The organism is Solemya velum gill symbiont, assembly GCF_002020255.1.
In the GTDB taxonomy this organism is placed as follows: Bacteria; Pseudomonadota; Gammaproteobacteria; order Chromatiales; family Chromatiaceae.
In genome coordinates, this window is record NZ_MPQG01000008.1 from 1 (window position 1) to 15,722 (window position 15,722).

General features: G+C 53.1%; 15 protein-coding genes and 2 tRNA genes. 10 read left to right on the forward strand and 7 right to left on the reverse strand.

Annotated features, from left to right (window positions below; genetic code table 11):
- Window positions 1–138: 138 nt before the first annotated feature.
- Entirely contained in the window at window positions 139–855 is a 717-nt protein-coding gene (locus BOW06_RS06845) for an outer membrane protein (RefSeq protein ID WP_043118544.1), read from the forward strand.
- 246 nt (window positions 856–1,101) lie between these two features.
- Here the strand turns inward: BOW06_RS06845 and BOW06_RS06850 are convergent.
- From BOW06_RS06850 to rpsU, 5 genes are all read right to left on the reverse strand, one after another.
- A tRNA-Ile gene (locus BOW06_RS06850) sits at window positions 1,102–1,178 on the reverse strand.
- Between the two features lie 61 nt (window positions 1,179–1,239).
- Window positions 1,240–3,036, reverse strand: a complete 1,797-nt coding sequence (gene rpoD / locus BOW06_RS06855; protein WP_043118855.1) for an RNA polymerase sigma factor RpoD — start codon at window positions 3,034–3,036, stop codon at window positions 1,240–1,242.
- A gap of 119 nt (window positions 3,037–3,155) precedes the next feature.
- Entirely contained in the window at window positions 3,156–4,889 is a 1,734-nt protein-coding gene (dnaG, locus tag BOW06_RS06860; RefSeq protein WP_043118546.1) for a DNA primase, read from the reverse strand.
- Between the two features lie 64 nt (window positions 4,890–4,953).
- Complete coding sequence (locus BOW06_RS06865; protein WP_043118547.1) at window positions 4,954–5,397, reverse strand: GatB/YqeY domain-containing protein; 444 nt, start codon at window positions 5,395–5,397, stop codon at window positions 4,954–4,956.
- A gap of 49 nt (window positions 5,398–5,446) precedes the next feature.
- Window positions 5,447–5,662, reverse strand: coding sequence for a 30S ribosomal protein S21 (gene rpsU, locus BOW06_RS06870; protein ID WP_043118548.1), 216 nt, complete (start codon window positions 5,660–5,662; stop codon window positions 5,447–5,449).
- 103 nt (window positions 5,663–5,765) lie between these two features.
- Here rpsU and tsaD point away from each other — a divergent pair, with 103 nt between their 5' ends.
- Entirely contained in the window at window positions 5,766–6,794 is a 1,029-nt protein-coding gene (gene tsaD, locus BOW06_RS06875; protein WP_043118550.1) for a tRNA (adenosine(37)-N6)-threonylcarbamoyltransferase complex transferase subunit TsaD, read from the forward strand.
- 1 nt (window position 6,795) lies between these two features.
- Here the strand turns inward: tsaD and plsY are convergent, their stop codons facing one another.
- The gene (gene plsY / locus BOW06_RS06880; RefSeq protein ID WP_043118552.1) at window positions 6,796–7,401 is read right to left on the reverse strand and encodes a glycerol-3-phosphate 1-O-acyltransferase PlsY; all 606 of its coding nucleotides are present in this window, start codon (window positions 7,399–7,401) and stop codon (window positions 6,796–6,798) included.
- Between the two features lie 174 nt (window positions 7,402–7,575).
- Here plsY and BOW06_RS06885 point away from each other — a divergent pair, with 174 nt between their 5' ends.
- From BOW06_RS06885 to rsmD, 3 genes are read left to right on the forward strand one after another with little or no spacing between them, the layout of a single operon-like run.
- Window positions 7,576–9,009 (forward strand): M16 family metallopeptidase, encoded by a 1,434-nt coding sequence (locus BOW06_RS06885; protein ID WP_143555895.1) that lies wholly within the window; start codon window positions 7,576–7,578, stop codon window positions 9,007–9,009.
- Window positions 8,999–10,339 carry a M16 family metallopeptidase gene (locus BOW06_RS06890; protein ID WP_043118555.1) on the forward strand — a complete coding sequence of 447 codons (1,341 nt, stop codon included), beginning with the start codon at window positions 8,999–9,001 and terminating at the stop codon, window positions 10,337–10,339. The genes BOW06_RS06885 and BOW06_RS06890 overlap by 11 nt, the downstream gene beginning before the upstream one ends.
- A gap of 7 nt (window positions 10,340–10,346) precedes the next feature.
- Window positions 10,347–10,949: a 16S rRNA (guanine(966)-N(2))-methyltransferase RsmD gene (gene rsmD, locus BOW06_RS06895; protein WP_143555894.1), complete on the forward strand. Its 603-nt coding sequence runs from the start codon at window positions 10,347–10,349 to the stop codon at window positions 10,947–10,949.
- On the opposite strand, the gene glcF is transcribed toward rsmD, so the two are convergent.
- Window positions 10,898–12,124 (reverse strand): glycolate oxidase subunit GlcF, encoded by a 1,227-nt coding sequence (gene glcF / locus BOW06_RS06900; RefSeq protein ID WP_043118560.1) that lies wholly within the window; start codon window positions 12,122–12,124, stop codon window positions 10,898–10,900. The genes rsmD and glcF overlap by 52 nt on opposite strands.
- Before the next feature lie 35 nt (window positions 12,125–12,159).
- Between glcF and BOW06_RS06905 the strand changes: the two genes are divergently transcribed.
- The 5 genes from BOW06_RS06905 to tig all read left to right on the forward strand — a co-directional run bounded on the left by BOW06_RS06905 (window position 12,160) and on the right by tig (window position 15,712).
- Window positions 12,160–12,657, forward strand: coding sequence for a DUF4442 domain-containing protein (locus BOW06_RS06905; RefSeq protein ID WP_078454597.1), 498 nt, complete (start codon window positions 12,160–12,162; stop codon window positions 12,655–12,657).
- Between the two features lie 45 nt (window positions 12,658–12,702).
- Complete coding sequence (locus BOW06_RS06910) at window positions 12,703–13,143, forward strand: tetratricopeptide repeat protein (protein ID WP_043118563.1); 441 nt, start codon at window positions 12,703–12,705, stop codon at window positions 13,141–13,143.
- A gap of 56 nt (window positions 13,144–13,199) precedes the next feature.
- Entirely contained in the window at window positions 13,200–14,111 is a 912-nt protein-coding gene (gene prmB / locus BOW06_RS06915) for a 50S ribosomal protein L3 N(5)-glutamine methyltransferase (protein WP_043118565.1), read from the forward strand.
- Window positions 14,112–14,270: 159 nt separating this feature from the next.
- A tRNA-Leu gene (locus BOW06_RS06920) sits at window positions 14,271–14,355 on the forward strand.
- 64 nt (window positions 14,356–14,419) lie between these two features.
- Window positions 14,420–15,712 carry a trigger factor gene (tig, locus tag BOW06_RS06925; RefSeq protein WP_043118566.1) on the forward strand — a complete coding sequence of 431 codons (1,293 nt, stop codon included), beginning with the start codon at window positions 14,420–14,422 and terminating at the stop codon, window positions 15,710–15,712.
- The last annotated feature ends 10 nt before the right edge of the window (window positions 15,713–15,722 follow it).

The following is a 15,722-nucleotide window of genomic DNA, read 5'->3' on the forward strand; positions in this document are numbered from 1 at the left end:
ACTGAACAATCGTCCCCGAAAATGTCTTGGCATTAAAACGCCCAATCAAGTATTTTTCGGGATTAACCCATCCGTTGCACTAGTGAGTTGAATCCGCGAGAGTATGCAAAACAGAAACAACGAATTAAGGAGAGCATTATGTTGAAACCAAGAATAATCCTCATTACAGCTTTTGCAGTCGCTTTCCAGACCGCACTAGCCAGTTCAGCCATTGCAGGCGCCACCAAGGGAGCATACTTTGGTGTTGATGTCGGCTACAGTTGGCTAGATGACTATACTTACTTTTTAGACGGATCAAGCTCAGGAGATCATCCCACGGACTTTGATGGTGGATTGATTTGGACGCTAAAAGGGGGTTACGGATATGACAATGGGTGGCGTGCTGAACTCGAACTAAGTCACAGGGAAAATGATGTGGATAGCTTCAACGATATGGATGGAAGCGGGAGTGTAACGAACACGAGTCTCTTCCTTAACGCCCTGTATGATTTTGATTCCGGCTCCATGTTTACACCATTCCTTGGTGCTGGTGTTGGCTACATGGATATTGATGTAAACAATGCACGTCACACTGAGCACGATAATCCATTACATTCAAACGGCGGTTGTTGTACTGGCATTGTTGATGGCAGTGATGGTGTCATCGGTATCCAGGGCATTGCTGGTGTTTCTTACGCTGTCTCTCCGACGGTATCAGTCGTATTGGATGTTCGCTATGTAACCGCACTCAATGATCCAGAGTTTGGATACGGTTATGGCTGTAATTCAGATGGTACTGGCTGTGATGGTACTGGCACTTTGGAAATGGACTACTCGAATACATCGGTGAACCTAGGCTTTAGGATGCAATTCTAGTCACTTTCCTCTGTTCCTACGGCAACAAGTAGATGAAGACCCCGCCATAGTGCGGGGTTTTTTTATTCCCGATTTTTCGAGAGATTGAATGTCCACTTCTGGCCGAAAGCAGTCATTAAGCGTAGCTGTACCGTGCAATTTCATGAACTCACGCCATTAGATGAGCATGAAAATAGTGGTTTTGGAGTGTGTAAGCAGTGTGTAAGCAAAAATGACTTAGCCAAAACTGGCTAAGTCATTGAAAAGTGGTGGGCCGTCAGGGACTTGAACCCCGGACCAAAGGATTATGAGTCCTCTGCTCTAACCAACTGAGCTAACGGCCCTGTGAAGGTGCGCCGGTAGGATAATTGCTTTTTACAGATTATGCTACCGGCGCTTTTTCATTTACTCGTCGAGGAAGCTGCGCAGACGCTCCGAACGGGTAGGGTGGCGCAGTTTGCGCAGGGCCTTTGCTTCTATCTGGCGAATACGCTCACGTGTTACATCGAACTGTTTACCAACTTCCTCAAGGGTGTGGTCGGTATTCATGTCGATGCCGAAACGCATGCGCAGGACCTTGGCTTCACGTGCTGTGAGTCCGGAGAGCATGTTCTGGGTTGCTTCACGCAGGCCTTCGATGGTTGCCGAGTCGATTGGCGTGACTGCGTTTGAGTCCTCGATGAAGTCACCAAGATGCGAATCTTCATCATCACCAATTGGCGTCTCCATTGAGATAGGCTCTTTGGCAATCTTGAGTACCTTGCGGATTTTGTCTTCCGGCATGTCCATCTTTACAGCCAGCTCTTCCGGTGTTGCGTCGCGCCCCTGTTCCTGGACGATCTGGCGCGAGATGCGGTTGAGCTTGTTGATGGTCTCGATCATGTGCACAGGAATACGGATAGTGCGCGCCTGGTCTGCAATCGAACGGGTGATTGCCTGGCGGATCCACCATGTTGCATAGGTCGAGAACTTGTAGCCGCGACGGTATTCGAACTTGTCGACAGCTTTCATCAGGCCGATGTTGCCTTCCTGGATCAGGTCAAGGAACTGCAGGCCGCGGTTGGTGTATTTCTTGGCGATCGAGATAACCAGTCGCAGGTTTGCCTCGACCATCTCTTTCTTTGCACGGCGTGCCTTGGCTTCACCAATCGACATCATGCGGTTGAGCTCTTTGAGCTGGGTGATGCCCAGGCTTGCGTGTTCTGTCACGATCAACAAGCGGTTCTGAATCTTCTGCACTTCATCAGCAATTTCGAGCAGTGCAGCCTTGGGTGCGCCCTTGGCCTTCGCCTGGATCTTGATCCAGTCGGAGTTTGTTTCATTCTCGGGGAATGAGGTGATGAACTGTTTGCGCTCCATGCCAGCATCGATACACAGTGCCATGATTTCACGCTCATATGTGCGGATGTTGTTCACTGCGCTTTTGACACGCATGGTAATCGCGATGAATACGGCAGGGATCAGTTTGAACTCGGTAAAGAATTCTGTGACCTTTTCCTGGCTCTTTTGAGCCTTGGCAGCGTCGCCAGCATCCATTGCCTTGCGCAGGGCATTGTAGTTACGCTTCAGTCCGGTAACGCGGCGCTTGGTCTCTTCTGGATCAGGGCCTGTGTCAGCGGGAGTGTCATCGTCGTCACTGCTGTTCGCTTCCTGGTCTGCCTTGGAGACAGGCGTTGCAGGTGTCACATCATCGAAGTCAATGAAGCCCGAAATGACGTCGGTTAGCTTGCCTTCCTCGCTCTGTGCGATTTCGAATCGCTCGAGGAGATCCTCTATAACAGGCGGGTACATTGAAGCAGCCGTGGAGACCTGGCGAAGGCCGTCCTCGATACGCTTGGCAATGCGCAGTTCGTCTTCACGAGTCAGGAGCTCTACCGTACCCATCTCACGCATATACATGCGTACCGGGTCAGTTGTGCGGCCAAAATCTGTATCAACAGAAGCCAGTGCAGCAGCAGCTGCTTCCGCAGCATCATCGTCTGCTGGCGCAGCTTCGTCCATGGTCGTCTCGTCGAGATCGGGTGCTGTCTCGTAGACGTTAATTCCCATGTCGTTAATCATGCGAATGATGTCTTCGATCTGCTCCGGATCGACAATCGTATCAGGGAGATGGTCGTTTACTTCAGCATAGGTCAGATAGCCCTGTTCTCTTGCTTTATCAATCAGCAGTTTGATCTGGGAGACCTGTTGTGCTTGGTTCATTTGGCTCATAAACTGAATTTCCACCACGCAAATAAAATGGCCTGAAAAGCTAGGCCATGAGACGAACTTAAAAAGAATCAGGTATTATAGTCGGTTATATCTGAATATTCCAGAAGGTTTCACCCTTTTACTGCATTTTCCCCGTCGTCCAGGAGCTCCCTGAGCTGTTTCTTCTCCTCATCTCCCAGTTGATGCAGGGGGCGGCTGAGTAGTTGCTTCAGCTGCCGCTTCTGATATTGGGACGCAAGCTGGCGAAAACAACCGCGTAACTCTTCTGAAAGACCCTCTTCGGGAATGTCCAGTGGCCCCTGAAGGAGATGCTGCAGATGCTCCCCAATTGCGCTTCCGTGCCAGTGTGTGACTACTCGAGCGCTGCTTATTTCTGGATTATTTCTAATTAAATCAATGATTTCACTCAGAAGATCGACACCTTTCACTTGCGCCATTTGCCAACCTTGCCGTGGTTCAAAATCCAGAATCAGCTGTGGGCGTTCGAGCAGAATACGCAGTGCCAGGCGAACCGGGGTGGATGGCTGCGCCGGGGTTTGGGTGGTCGGCTGTTGTGCCGGTGCGGGTGTCGAATCCGGAGTACGGCTCTCCAACCCGGTAATCTGTTCCAGTTTTCTGTTGAGCAGGTCTCTCAGCGTACCGGGAGGGATTTTTTCAATGAAGGGTGTAATGGCATCTGAAAAGCGTGCTCGCCCATCCAGAGTGCCGGTATCAATCTGCTGTTGAAAATGATCAAACAGGTACCCGGAGAGTGGCGGTGCATCCATGAAGCGCTGGCGCAGGGCATCTGAATCCTCCTTGCGTACCAGAGAATCCGGATCCTCTCCATCGGGAAGAAACAGGAAACGTGCCTCGCGGCCGGCTTTCATCAGCGGCAGAATGGTCTGCAGCGCTTTCCAGGCAGCATCACGTCCGGCACGGTCTCCATCGAAACAGAAGACCACCTTGTCGACGGTACGAAACAGCAATTCCAGGTGCTTCTCGGTTGTTGCCGTGCCGAGGGTCGCAACAGCGTTGTTAATATCATGTTGTGCAAGTGCCACCACGTCCATGTAGCCCTCGACAACAACAAGGTAATCCTCGCCATGGTTTGCACGTCTCGCCTCGTAGAGCCCATAGAGAATCGTGCCCTTGTGGAACACCGGGGTTTCAGGTGAGTTGAGATACTTGGGTTTGTCGTCGCCAATAATGCGTCCGCCAAAACCGACGACGCGACCGCGTGTATCGCGGATCGGGAACATGATGCGATCACGGAAACGGTCATATGGGTTGCCGTTATCACGCTGGCTGCTTAGGCCCGCATTCTCGAAATTACGCAAGGTGTGTTGCGAGGAGAGTGCACAGAGCAGGTTATCCCATCCCGGTGGCGCGTAGCCGATACCGAAGGTGAGGGCGATTTCGCCGGAGAGGCCGCGCTCTTTCAGGTAGTCGACAGCACGTTTTCCCTGCTGCTTGTCTTTCAGCTGTTGCTGGTAGAAATTGCTGGCAGCCTCAAGCAAGGCATAGACTGGTTGAAGATCAGGGCCTTTTTGCACCGAACCGCCTTCATGCGGTACTTCCACTCCCGCCTGCTTGGCGAGTTCCTCGATGGCTTCGACAAAGCTGAGGTGTTCATACTCCATCAGAAAACCGATCGCGGTTCCATGCGCACCACAGCCAAAGCAGTGATAGAACTGTTTTTGCGGACTGACGGTGAAAGAGGGGGTTTTTTCAGTGTGGAATGGGCAACAGGCCTGGAACTCACCGCCGGCTTTTTTCAGCGGAACGCGATGCTCCACCACGTCAACAATGTCAACGCGTGCAAGAAGCTGGTCGATAAATTCGTTTGGGATCCTGCCTGCCATTGCCGTAGTTTAACCTACAATGCAGCCAGGTTTGTTGATTGGTATGGCAGCGGGTGTGTCAGGGTTAGCCGGTCAGCTTCTGCTTGACGAGTGCACTGGCTGCACCCATGTCTGCCTTGCCCTGTAACTTGCCCTTGAGCTGTCCCATCACCTTTCCCATGTCCTTGGGGCCGCTGGCACCAGTTGCAGCGATGATCTCGTCAATCACTGCAGCTACCTCGTCTTCGGACATCTGCTCGGGAAGATATCCCTCGATGATACCGATTTCGTAGGTCTCCTGATCAGCGAGTTCAGTGCGGCCAGCATCTGTGTACTGGGTGACTGAATCACGACGCTGTTTGACCATCTTGGTCAGTACACCGGTGATATCCGCATCGGAGAGTTCTTCCCGCGTATCGACCTCGACTTGCTTGACGGCAGCAAGGATAAGGCGAATAACGCCCAGGCGTGACTTGTCACCACCTTTCATGGCGGCTTTCATGTCATCCGTAAGCTGCTGTTTAAGCATGAGGGGTACCGGGAGGGTAGAGTCTGTTATCGGTCAGTACAGTATTAACTTAGTACTGACGATCGAAACGACGGCTTTCGCGAGACACCTTCTTCATGTTGCGCTTGACTGCTGCTGCAGCTTTACGCTTACGCTCGGAAGTTGGCTTCTCGTAGAATTCGCGACGGCGAACCTCGGCAAGAACGCCTGCTTTTTCACAGGAGCGTTTGAAACGTCGCAGTGCGACTTCAAAGGGTTCGTTATCTTTAACGCGTACGCTTGGCATGTCTTTCCTCAGAAAAGAATCAATTTAATTACCGGTAAATATTGACCGGAAGGCAATAAAGCGCGAAATTGTAGTCGATTTCAGCCAAATTGCAAAATTTCTAATGAAGATTCTTGGAATAGAGACCTCCTGCGACGAAACCGGCGTCGCCATTTATGACTCAAATGAGGGTCTGATTGCCAACCTTGTGCATAGCCAGATTGATGTTCACGCCCCATATGGCGGCGTGGTGCCGGAACTCGCCTCGCGTGACCATGTGCGCAAAACTATCCCGTTAATCAAGCAGTTACTGGTTGAGAGTGGGTTGCAGGAGAGCGATATCGATGGCGTTGCCTACACCCGTGGACCGGGTTTGGTTGGCGCATTGCTGGTCGGTGCAGCCGTGGGCCGAAGCATCGCCTGGGCCTGGAATGTGCCCGCGATCGGAATTCATCATATGGAGGGGCATTTACTCGCTCCTTTGCTCGAAAGTCGCCAACCGGCGTTTCCTTTTGTTGCCTTGCTGGTCTCAGGCGGGCATACACAACTCGTTGAAGTGACCAGTATCGGCGACTATCGTCTGCTTGGTGAATCACTCGATGACGCTGCCGGTGAAGCTTTCGACAAAACTGCCAAACTGCTTGGCCTGCCATATCCCGGTGGGCCGGAGCTTGCAAAGCTGGCAGAGCAGGGGGATGCATCCAGGTTCCGTTTTCCTCGCCCGATGACAGACCGACCGGGTCTCGATTTCAGCTTCAGTGGCCTGAAGACCTTTGCCCTGAACACAATGCAGGAGCATGAGCCACTCGACGATCAGACCCGTGCCGATATCGCACGTGCATTTGAAGATGCCGTGGTCGACACCCTTGTCATCAAGTGTCGCCGGGCTGTTGAACAGACAAAGGTAACTCACCTGGTGATGGCGGGTGGCGTCAGCGCCAATCGCCGCTTACGCGAAAAGCTGGAAACAGAGTTGCAGAAAAAGGGTGTTGAGGTGCTCTACCCGCGTCCGGAATTCTGTACGGATAATGGCGCCATGATCGCTTTTGCAGGCTGGCAGCGTTTACAGGCGGGCTTGCATGATGAAGATGCCGGCTTCCAGGTAACGCCGCGCTGGCCGATGACTGAGCTTGAACCTCTGAAAGCAGAGTGATTCAGCCTTTCTGGCCGATCTTTCCCTCGGTACCGTTCAGCAGTCTCTCTATGTTCGTCCTGTGACGCCAGAAGAGAATCACCGTAATCAGGGTTTGGCATGCAGTAAGAAAAGCGTTGTTCCACTGCAGGTAGACGATTACCGGAGCCATCGCCATGGCTGTCAGTGCTGCCAGTGACGAGTAGCGAAACAGCAGCGCCATGACCAGCCACACGGCAACCACGCCCAGCCCGGTCAGGAGTGAAAATCCGAACAGCACACCGAGTGCCGTGGCAACACCTTTACCGCCCTTGAAACCGAAAAAGATCGGGTAGAGGTGTCCAAGAAATGCAGCGAGTCCGACAAGTGCGATGACATCAAGTGGCTGCTCCAGCATCTTTGCAGCGAGAACAGGGAGTAAACCTTTCAGCCAATCTCCGGCCAATGTAATCGCAGCTGCTTTTTTTCCGCCCAGGCGTAATACATTGGTGGCACCTGGATTTTTTGAGCCCTGTTCACGTGGGTCGGGTAGTCCCATCAGTCGACAAACGATGATGGCGCTCGAAATGGAGCCAACCAGGTAGCCGGCAAGGATTAGCAGCAGGGCGAATAGGGTTATCTCGGGCATTTGGGAAATTAGATTGAACCTGTCATACATGAAGTATGTCAAAAAAGCGCATCCATGACGAACTGTTTGCGCCATGTTGAGATCCGACATGGCAGTCGTCCGGGTTGGCAGGCATAATCTGCAAAGCAACTTTAAAGTAAAGAATGGAACCCGTTTATACGGGAGAATCATCGAATGATCAGAACAATAATTGAAGACAGGTTCAGGAGCAGTATGACAAAGACAGGATCGGCCTTTTTGGGATTGCTGGCCACAATCGCTCTGTTTCCTCTCGCCGTACAGGCATCCCAGGTTCAGGAGTTTGAACTGGAGAACGGTATGAAAGTGATCGTCAAGGAAGATCATCGTGCACCGATCGCTGTTTCACAAGTTTGGTACAAGGTTGGTTCTTCCTACGAACCGGAAGGGCAGACAGGTATATCGCATGTCCTTGAGCACTTGATGTTCAAGGGAACAGAGCGTTATGGCCCGAATGAATTCTCGAAAATCATCTCCGAAAACGGCGGGCGTGAAAATGCCTTCACAGGTCGTGACTACACCGCCTATTTCCAGACACTCTCATCAGACCGGTTGAATATCGCCTTCGACCTCGAGGCAGATCGCATGCGCAACCTGCTGCTCGACGAGAAAGAGTTTCAGAAAGAGCGCGACGTCGTTACCGAGGAGCGCCGCCTGCGCACCGAGGATAAGCCAACAGCACTGACTTACGAGCAGTTCAACGCAGTGGCCTGGCGTGTGCTGCCTTATCGTCGCCCCATCATTGGATGGATGAGTGATCTCGAGAACCTGAAAATCGAAGACCTGCGCGACTGGTATCAGCTCTGGTATGCACCAAACAACGCAACACTTGTTGTGGTTGGTGACGTTGACGCAGAAAAGATTCACACCATGGCGCAGGAGACATTTGGCCAGTTACCTCCGTCTGACCTGCCAGTCATGAAGACGCCTGTCGAGCCTGCACACAATGGTGTGACGCGCCTGCAGGTCAAGGCACCGGCAAAGCAGCCTTACCTGCTGATGGGCTTCAAGGCGCCGGTTGTTACCACGGTTAGCGAAGAGAATGCATGGGAGCCATATGCACTGGAGGCGCTTGCAGCTGTTCTGGATGGTGGTGACAGTGCTCGTCTGAGCCGTTCCCTGATTCGTGGCAGCAGTATCGCCAACAGTGCAGGTGCGAGTTATAACGCCTACACGCGCCTTCCCGGCATGGTGATGTTTGACGGTGTTCCAGCAGAGGGACGCAGTATCAAGGACCTGGAGAAAGCGTTGCTCTCCGAGATTGAAAAGGTCAAGGCTGAACCGGTTGCAGCAGATGAGCTCAAGCGCGTTGTGACCCAGACTGTTGCCAGCAAGGTGTATGAGAAAGACTCGGTTTTCTACCAGGCGATGCAGATCGGCATGCTGGAGACAGTCGGACTCGATTGGCGCCTGACTGACAGCTATGTTGAAAAGCTCAGGGCGGTGACTCCCGAACAGGTGCAGGAGGTTGCACAAAGATACCTGCAACCGGATAACATGACGATTGCCATTCTCGATCCGCAGCCCATGGATGAGAAGCAGGCCGAATCAAAATCCAGGCCGCATGTGGGGGTGAAGCATGGCTCATAATGGTCGCAGGATTGTCTCCCTGTTGCTGGTGCTTCTGTTACCGCTGACTGCACAGGCAACACCTGAAATTCAGTCCTGGATCACAGCCAAGGGCGCCAAGGTGATGTATGTGCATGTGCCTGATCTGCCGATGGTTGATGTGCGCATGGTATTCGATGCAGGCAGTGCGCGAGATGATAGTAAACCGGGTATTGCTGCACTGACGAATACACTGCTTAACGACGGAGCAGGCGAGTGGAATGCCAACCATTTGGCAGAGCGTTTTGAAAATATTGGTGCGCGCTTTACCACCAGTTCACTACGCGACATGGCGATTGTCTCGCTGCGTACTTTGACTGATGACGAGGAGGTGTTGAACCAGAGCCTCGACACCATTGCAGCCGTTGTCACGCAGCCGCAGTTTGACGAGGAAGAGATCGAGCGTCGTCGCCAGCAGGTTCTGGTGGGGCTTGAGCAGCAGAAACAGAATGCCGGTACTGTCGCCAGTAAAGCCTTCTACAAATCACTTTATGGCGATCACCCGTATGGTCATAACCCGTCCGGAAATGCCGTTAGTGTGGCGGCGATTACGGTCGAGGATATTCGCAACTATTTCAAGCAGTACTATGTTGCTTCGAACCTTGTTGTTGCCATCGTCGGTGCAGTGGATCGTGCACAGGCAGAAAAAGTGGTTGAGCAGATTACCGCGGAGATGCCTGCCGGTGAAAAGGCAGCACCGCTGCCGAAGGTCACATTCAGCACGGGCGAAAGCCTCAGTATCGACTTTCCCTCGACGCAGACACATATCTATCTTGGTCAGCCAGGCATGTCACGCAGTGACCCTGACTATCTTCCACTTTATGTAGGTAACCACGTATTCGGAGGCAGCGGCCTGGTGTCAATGTTGTCTGAAGAGGTGCGTGAGAAGCGCGGTCTCTCCTACAGTGTTTACAGCTATTTTTCACCGATGCGCGCTGAAGGTCCCTTCATGATGGTGGCGCAGACGCGTAATGAACGTGCCGAAGAGGCACTTGGTGTGATGCGTGAACAGCTTGCTGACTTCATTAAAAATGGCCCACCGGAAGAGCGCCTGGAGCGTTCCAAGAACAATATCAGCGGTGGTTTTCCCCTGCGTGTCTCGTCAAACAGCAAGATTGTTGAGTACATCGCCATGATTGGTTTCTATGACTACCCGCTCGACTACCTTGCAACTTTTGTCAGCAGGGTTGAGGCTGTCACTGCAGAGCAGATTCATTCAGCATTCAAGCGTCGCGTTCATCCGAATAATCTCGCCACTGTCCTGGTTGGCAACAGCAGCGAAAACGGCACTCCTGCAGAGAAGCAGGAGTAATCAGCCAGTGGGCGGGCGACACAAGAACAGCCTGCGCATTATTGGTGGTGAACATCGCGGCCGGCGTCTGCAGTTCGTTGCCCCGGAAGGGCTTCGACCAACGACTGACAGGGTGCGTGAAACCCTCTTCAACTGGCTGCAGAACCGCATCCAGGGTGCGCGGGTACTCGACCTGTTTGCCGGTTCCGGTGCGCTGGGGTTCGAGGCTGCATCGCGTGGTGCACGTGAAGTCATGTTGGTGGAGATGAATCGCCAGGTGTGCGAAGTGTTGCGACAGAATGCAGCGCTGCTCGATTCGCCGGATGTGGATATCAGGGTACAGCAGCGCGATGCCCGCAAGTTCCTGCAGCAGTCGGACGGCAGCAGCTTCGATATCGTCTTCCTCGACCCGCCTTTCAGGAAAAACCTGCTGCAGCCGGTTATCGAACTGCTTGAGTCAGATGGCTGGCTTGCGGACGATGCCCTGATCTACATCGAACAGGGCAGTGACGAACCCGAGGCACAGCTGCCACCCAGCTGGAAACCGCTGAAAGAGAAGAGTGCCGGACAGGTGCGTTATCAGCTGTTTGGTCGTGAATTGAGAGAGTCTGCAACCAGCGATAACCAGTGAATCACAGGCAGGTCACTCTTCTCACCGAGATGCGTCATACAGCCGATATTGGCAGTTGCAATAGCGCTGGCACCGGGCTGTTGCAGCTGTTCTAGCTTGCGTTCACGAAGTTCTGACGAGATTGTCGGCTGGAACAGTGAATAGGTTCCTGCCGAGCCGCAGCAGAGATGCGCATCGTTGAATGGCAGGAGTTCATAGCCAAGCGTCGTTAGTACCTTTTCTACATTCCCCTTGATCTTCATGCCGTGCTGCTGTGTGCAGGGGGGATGGTAAACGACTGTTTGGCCCTTGCCGGGTTGTCCTTCAAAACTGTCGAGTGATTTTTCGATGACTTCAACCGGATCTGATGCCAGTTCACTGACGCGCTTGGCTTTCTCGCTGTAGGCGTCGTTGTGGCGCAATAACCAGTCGTACTCCTTGAGCGTTACACCACAGCCGCTGGCGGTGCTGATGATCGCCTCGATACCATCTTCAACCAGTGGCCATACCAGGTCGATGGTTTCGATCGCCATCTTCTCTGCACGAGCCTCGTCGGTGAGATGGGCTGGCAGCGCGCCGCAACAGCTGTTGCGAATCGGTACTGTCTCGATGCCGGCGCGTTCAAGCACCACGGCGAGGGAGGTGTCAATATCAGGTGCCAGCGTCGGCTGCACACAGCCGCTGAGTACGGCAACCTTGCGTTGGTGACTGGATGTTGGCCAGCTCATGGTGGATTTGGTCGATTTCGGCAGTTTTCCGCTCAGTTTTTGCGGCAGCATGAAACTGAAAAACGTACCCAGTTTTGCGGCAGGAGCAAAACGTGCGGGATAGGGCAGAACATTGAGCATCAGCTTCCGCACAAGCTTATCCGGTGCAGAGCGTGTATCTTCGACCAGGTTACGGCCGATATCGAGCAGGCGCGCATAGTCGACACCCGATGGACATGTGCTCTCGCAGCTACGACAGGTAAGGCAGCGGTCAAGGTGCATGCGAACTGTGCCTGTTGCCTGTGCGCCTTCGAGAATCTGCTTGATCTGGTAAATACGCCCGCGCGGACCATCGAGTTCGTCGCCTAAAAGCTGGTATGTCGGGCAGGTGGCGGTGCAAAAACCACAGTGCACGCAGGTGCGCAGGATGCGTCCTGCCTCCTCGCCATCTTTGGTTCCGAGATATATTTCACTGATTTCTGTCTGCATGGATGCGATTCTGCCACTAAAATAGGCTGATGAATATGATTTATAAGCTTGTTAAACGATCCGGTCTGCTTTCGCCAGAACGCCGACTTGAATTCTATCCTCCTTTCAGGGCGATGCGCATCCGCGTTTTGCGCATGGAAAATGATGGCCGCAAGGTGGTGATTCGTTTACCGCTTAACAGTTTCAACCGCAATCCGGGCGGGGGTATGTTTGGCGGTGCTATGGCATCATTGGCAGATCCGATCGCCGCGCTGATGTGTGCAAACATCTTTCCAGGAAACGCGGTATGGACACGACACATGGAGATCGACTTTATTCACGAAGCACGCACTGACCTGGAGTTGCGCTTCTCCATGGATGAAGAGCAAGAGGAGATCATCAGCAAGACACTTGAATCGAAGGGCCGTGCAACACCAGTATTCGAATATGGCTTTTACGATGAGCGTGATCGACTGTGCGCAAAAATCATTAACCGCGTTGCGATCCGGCCAAACGGCTACAAAAAAAGCGACGGCGCGCTGTGCAGGCGATAACAGCTCTCCTGAACCCGGTAACAGAGAACAAGAGGAATACACGGCATGAGTGAACAAAATCTGGATATGGACCTTTCAAGCGGCATTGCCGCTTTTGAATCAAAGCATTTCAACTCCGCAGCCCCCTTGCTGGCACCACTGGCCGAAGAGGGCAATCCCGAGGCGCAGTATCGCATGGCGATCATGGCGCAGAACGGTCTGGGCATGGTGGAGAATGAGCTGCTCGCCTATAAATATATGAAGGCTGCGGCAGAGAGTGGCATGGGTATCGCACAGCATGGCCTGGGTTTCATGTTTATGGAAGGCGAATGCGTCGAGCAGAATGGTGAAAAAGCGATTGAGTGGTTCAGGAAGGCTGCTGATCAGGGATTGGTCGGCTCCATGACAACGCTGGCGATGATGTACCAGGAGGGAAGGGGGGTACCAAAGGACGAGGAAGAGGCAAAAAAATGGTACAAGCTGGCCGGTTTTGACGAATTTGCCTGAATTCACCCTGCGAATCGACTAACATGGATTCCCCTCTTTTCTCGTAACTGAATCTGATGACCGCAACCACTTCCGACCCGCAACAATGTTTGCAGACCCTGCGTGACTGGGTACGCTGGGGTGCCTCCCTGTTTATGGCCAAGGGTATTTTTTATGGTCATGGCACGGATAACGCACTCGATGAATCACTCGCCCTGGTGCTGCATGCCGTTGGGCTGGACCACACGCTGCCTGAGCCCTTTCTGGATACACGCGCGACCACCACCGAAGCGCAGAAGATAGAAATCCTGCTGCAGCGCCGGGTTGATGATCGCGTACCGCTTGCCTACCTGATTGGCCAAGCGCTGTTTGCCGGGCACAACTTTATTGTCACACCGGACGTGCTAGTGCCACGCTCGCCGATTGCAGAGCTGATTCTCGACGCTTTCCAGCCGTGGATCGATCCAGATTCACTTGAGCATGTGCTTGACCTGTGTACCGGCAGTGGCTGCATCGGTATTGCTACTGCACTGGAACTTCCTGATACAGAGGTCGATCTTGCCGATATCTCACCGGCGGCGCTGAAGGTCGCGAATCAGAATATTGAACGCCATTGGCTCGGTGAGCGGGTCAGGGCAGTTGAGTCTGACCTGTTCGACGGGCTCGGCGGCAAACAGTACAACCTGATTGTGAGTAACCCTCCTTACGTCAGCAGTGACGAGTATGCTGCCCTGCCGGGCGAATACCATAGTGAACCAAAGCTCGGACTTGAAGCGGGGGCAGACGGGCTTGATATCGTCAGACGGATTCTCTCGCAGGCGCACGATCACCTGCTGCCGGGCGGTGTTCTGATTGTTGAAGTCGGTTCGGCTGCCGGTGCGCTGGTCGAGACATTTCCGGAGTTGCCCTTCGTATGGCTGGAGTTTGAATACGGTGGTGACGGGGTATTTCTGTTGAACAAGGAAGATTTGGCCAATTTTAATCAGTGAGGCCGGAGTTTGTCATTGAGACGGGCAAGGATGACCGGGAAATATTGAGGAAGAACAGGCCTGTTTGAAAATAGGCATTTCAAACGGAGTGCATTTGTCGCTATAATCCGCGATTCTCTTTTCAGGGTGCCTCTGATTCAGGCGCTTCTGTGAGCGATTGCGAAAGTGGCGGAATTGGTAGACGCGCTGGATTTAGGTTCCTGTGCCGCAAGGCGTGAGAGTTCGAGTCTCTCCTTTCGCACCATATTTTTTTACGACTACTATTTTGATATTGATGACAGGCAGTGAGACTGCCGGAGAGATGACCCATGCAAGTTTCCGTTGAAACACTCGAAGGCCTTCAGCGCCGCGTCACTGTTGAGCTTCCTGCCGAGCAGGTCAACCAGGCTGTTGAAAAGAAGCTGCAAGAGATTGCCAAAACTGTCCGCCTCGACGGTTTCCGCCCAGGCAAGGTGCCGTTAAGCGTTGTACGCCAGCGTTTTGGCCAGTCAGCAAGACAGGAAGCGTGGGGCGACCTGATCCAGCACTCTTATTACGATGCAATCACCCAGGAGGGTTTGCGCCCGGCCGGTGATCCCAGCATTGATGACATCAAGGATGAAGGCGAAGGTTTTGCCTACGTTGCCAACATCGAGGTCATGCCTGAGATCAAGATCAACAAAATGGACACTGCTTCAGTCGAGATTATCGAAGCTGAAGTTACCGATGCCGATGTCGACACCATGATCGACAAGCTGCGTCAGCAGCGAGCGACTTTCGATACTGTCGAGCGCGCAGCTGCCGATGGTGACCAGGTCACTATCAGCTTTGTCGGCAAGGTTGACGGAGAAGAGTTCGAAGGCGGTGCAGCCGAGAGTGTTCCTCTTGTACTGGGTTCCGGCAGCATGATCGAGGGTTTCGAAGCCGGTATTCTCGGTGCAAGTGCAGGCGATGAGCGCACGGTTGACGTCACTTTCCCTGAAGATTACCAGGCTGAGCATCTTGCAGGTAAGCCGGCAGTATTCGATATTACTGTCCAGTCTGTTGCCGAGCAGATCCTGCCGGAAGTTGACGAGGATTTCGTCAAGGCGTTTGGTATCGAGGACGGCGACGTAGACTCTTTTCGCAAGGATATCCGCGACAACATGGAGCGCGAACTGATTCAGAAGGTCAAGCAGAAGAACAAGGAAGCGGTTATGGATGTGCTGCTCGAGCAGCATGAGATGGACGTTCCTTCAGCAATGGTTGATGATGAAGCCAAGCGCATGATGGAAGAGACCAAGCAGAACATGCAGCAGCAGGGCGCAGCACAGCCCGGTTTTGAACTGCCGATCGACCTCTTCAAGGAGCAGGCGGAGCGTCGCGTTAAGCTGGGTATGCTGGTGTCTGAAATCATGAGCCAGAACAGCCTGACGCCTAGCGATGAACGCATCCGTGAGACTGTCGAGCTCTACGCCAGCTCCTACGAGAAGCCTGAAGAGGTTATCGAGTGGTACTATGGTAGCCCTGAGCGACTCGATCCGGTCAAAAACCTTGTTCTTGAAGACCAGGTTTATGATTTGTTGCGCGAGGAGATGCAGGTCGAGAACAAGACCTCATCATTCGACGAGCTTTCTGCATAAACAGTTATTA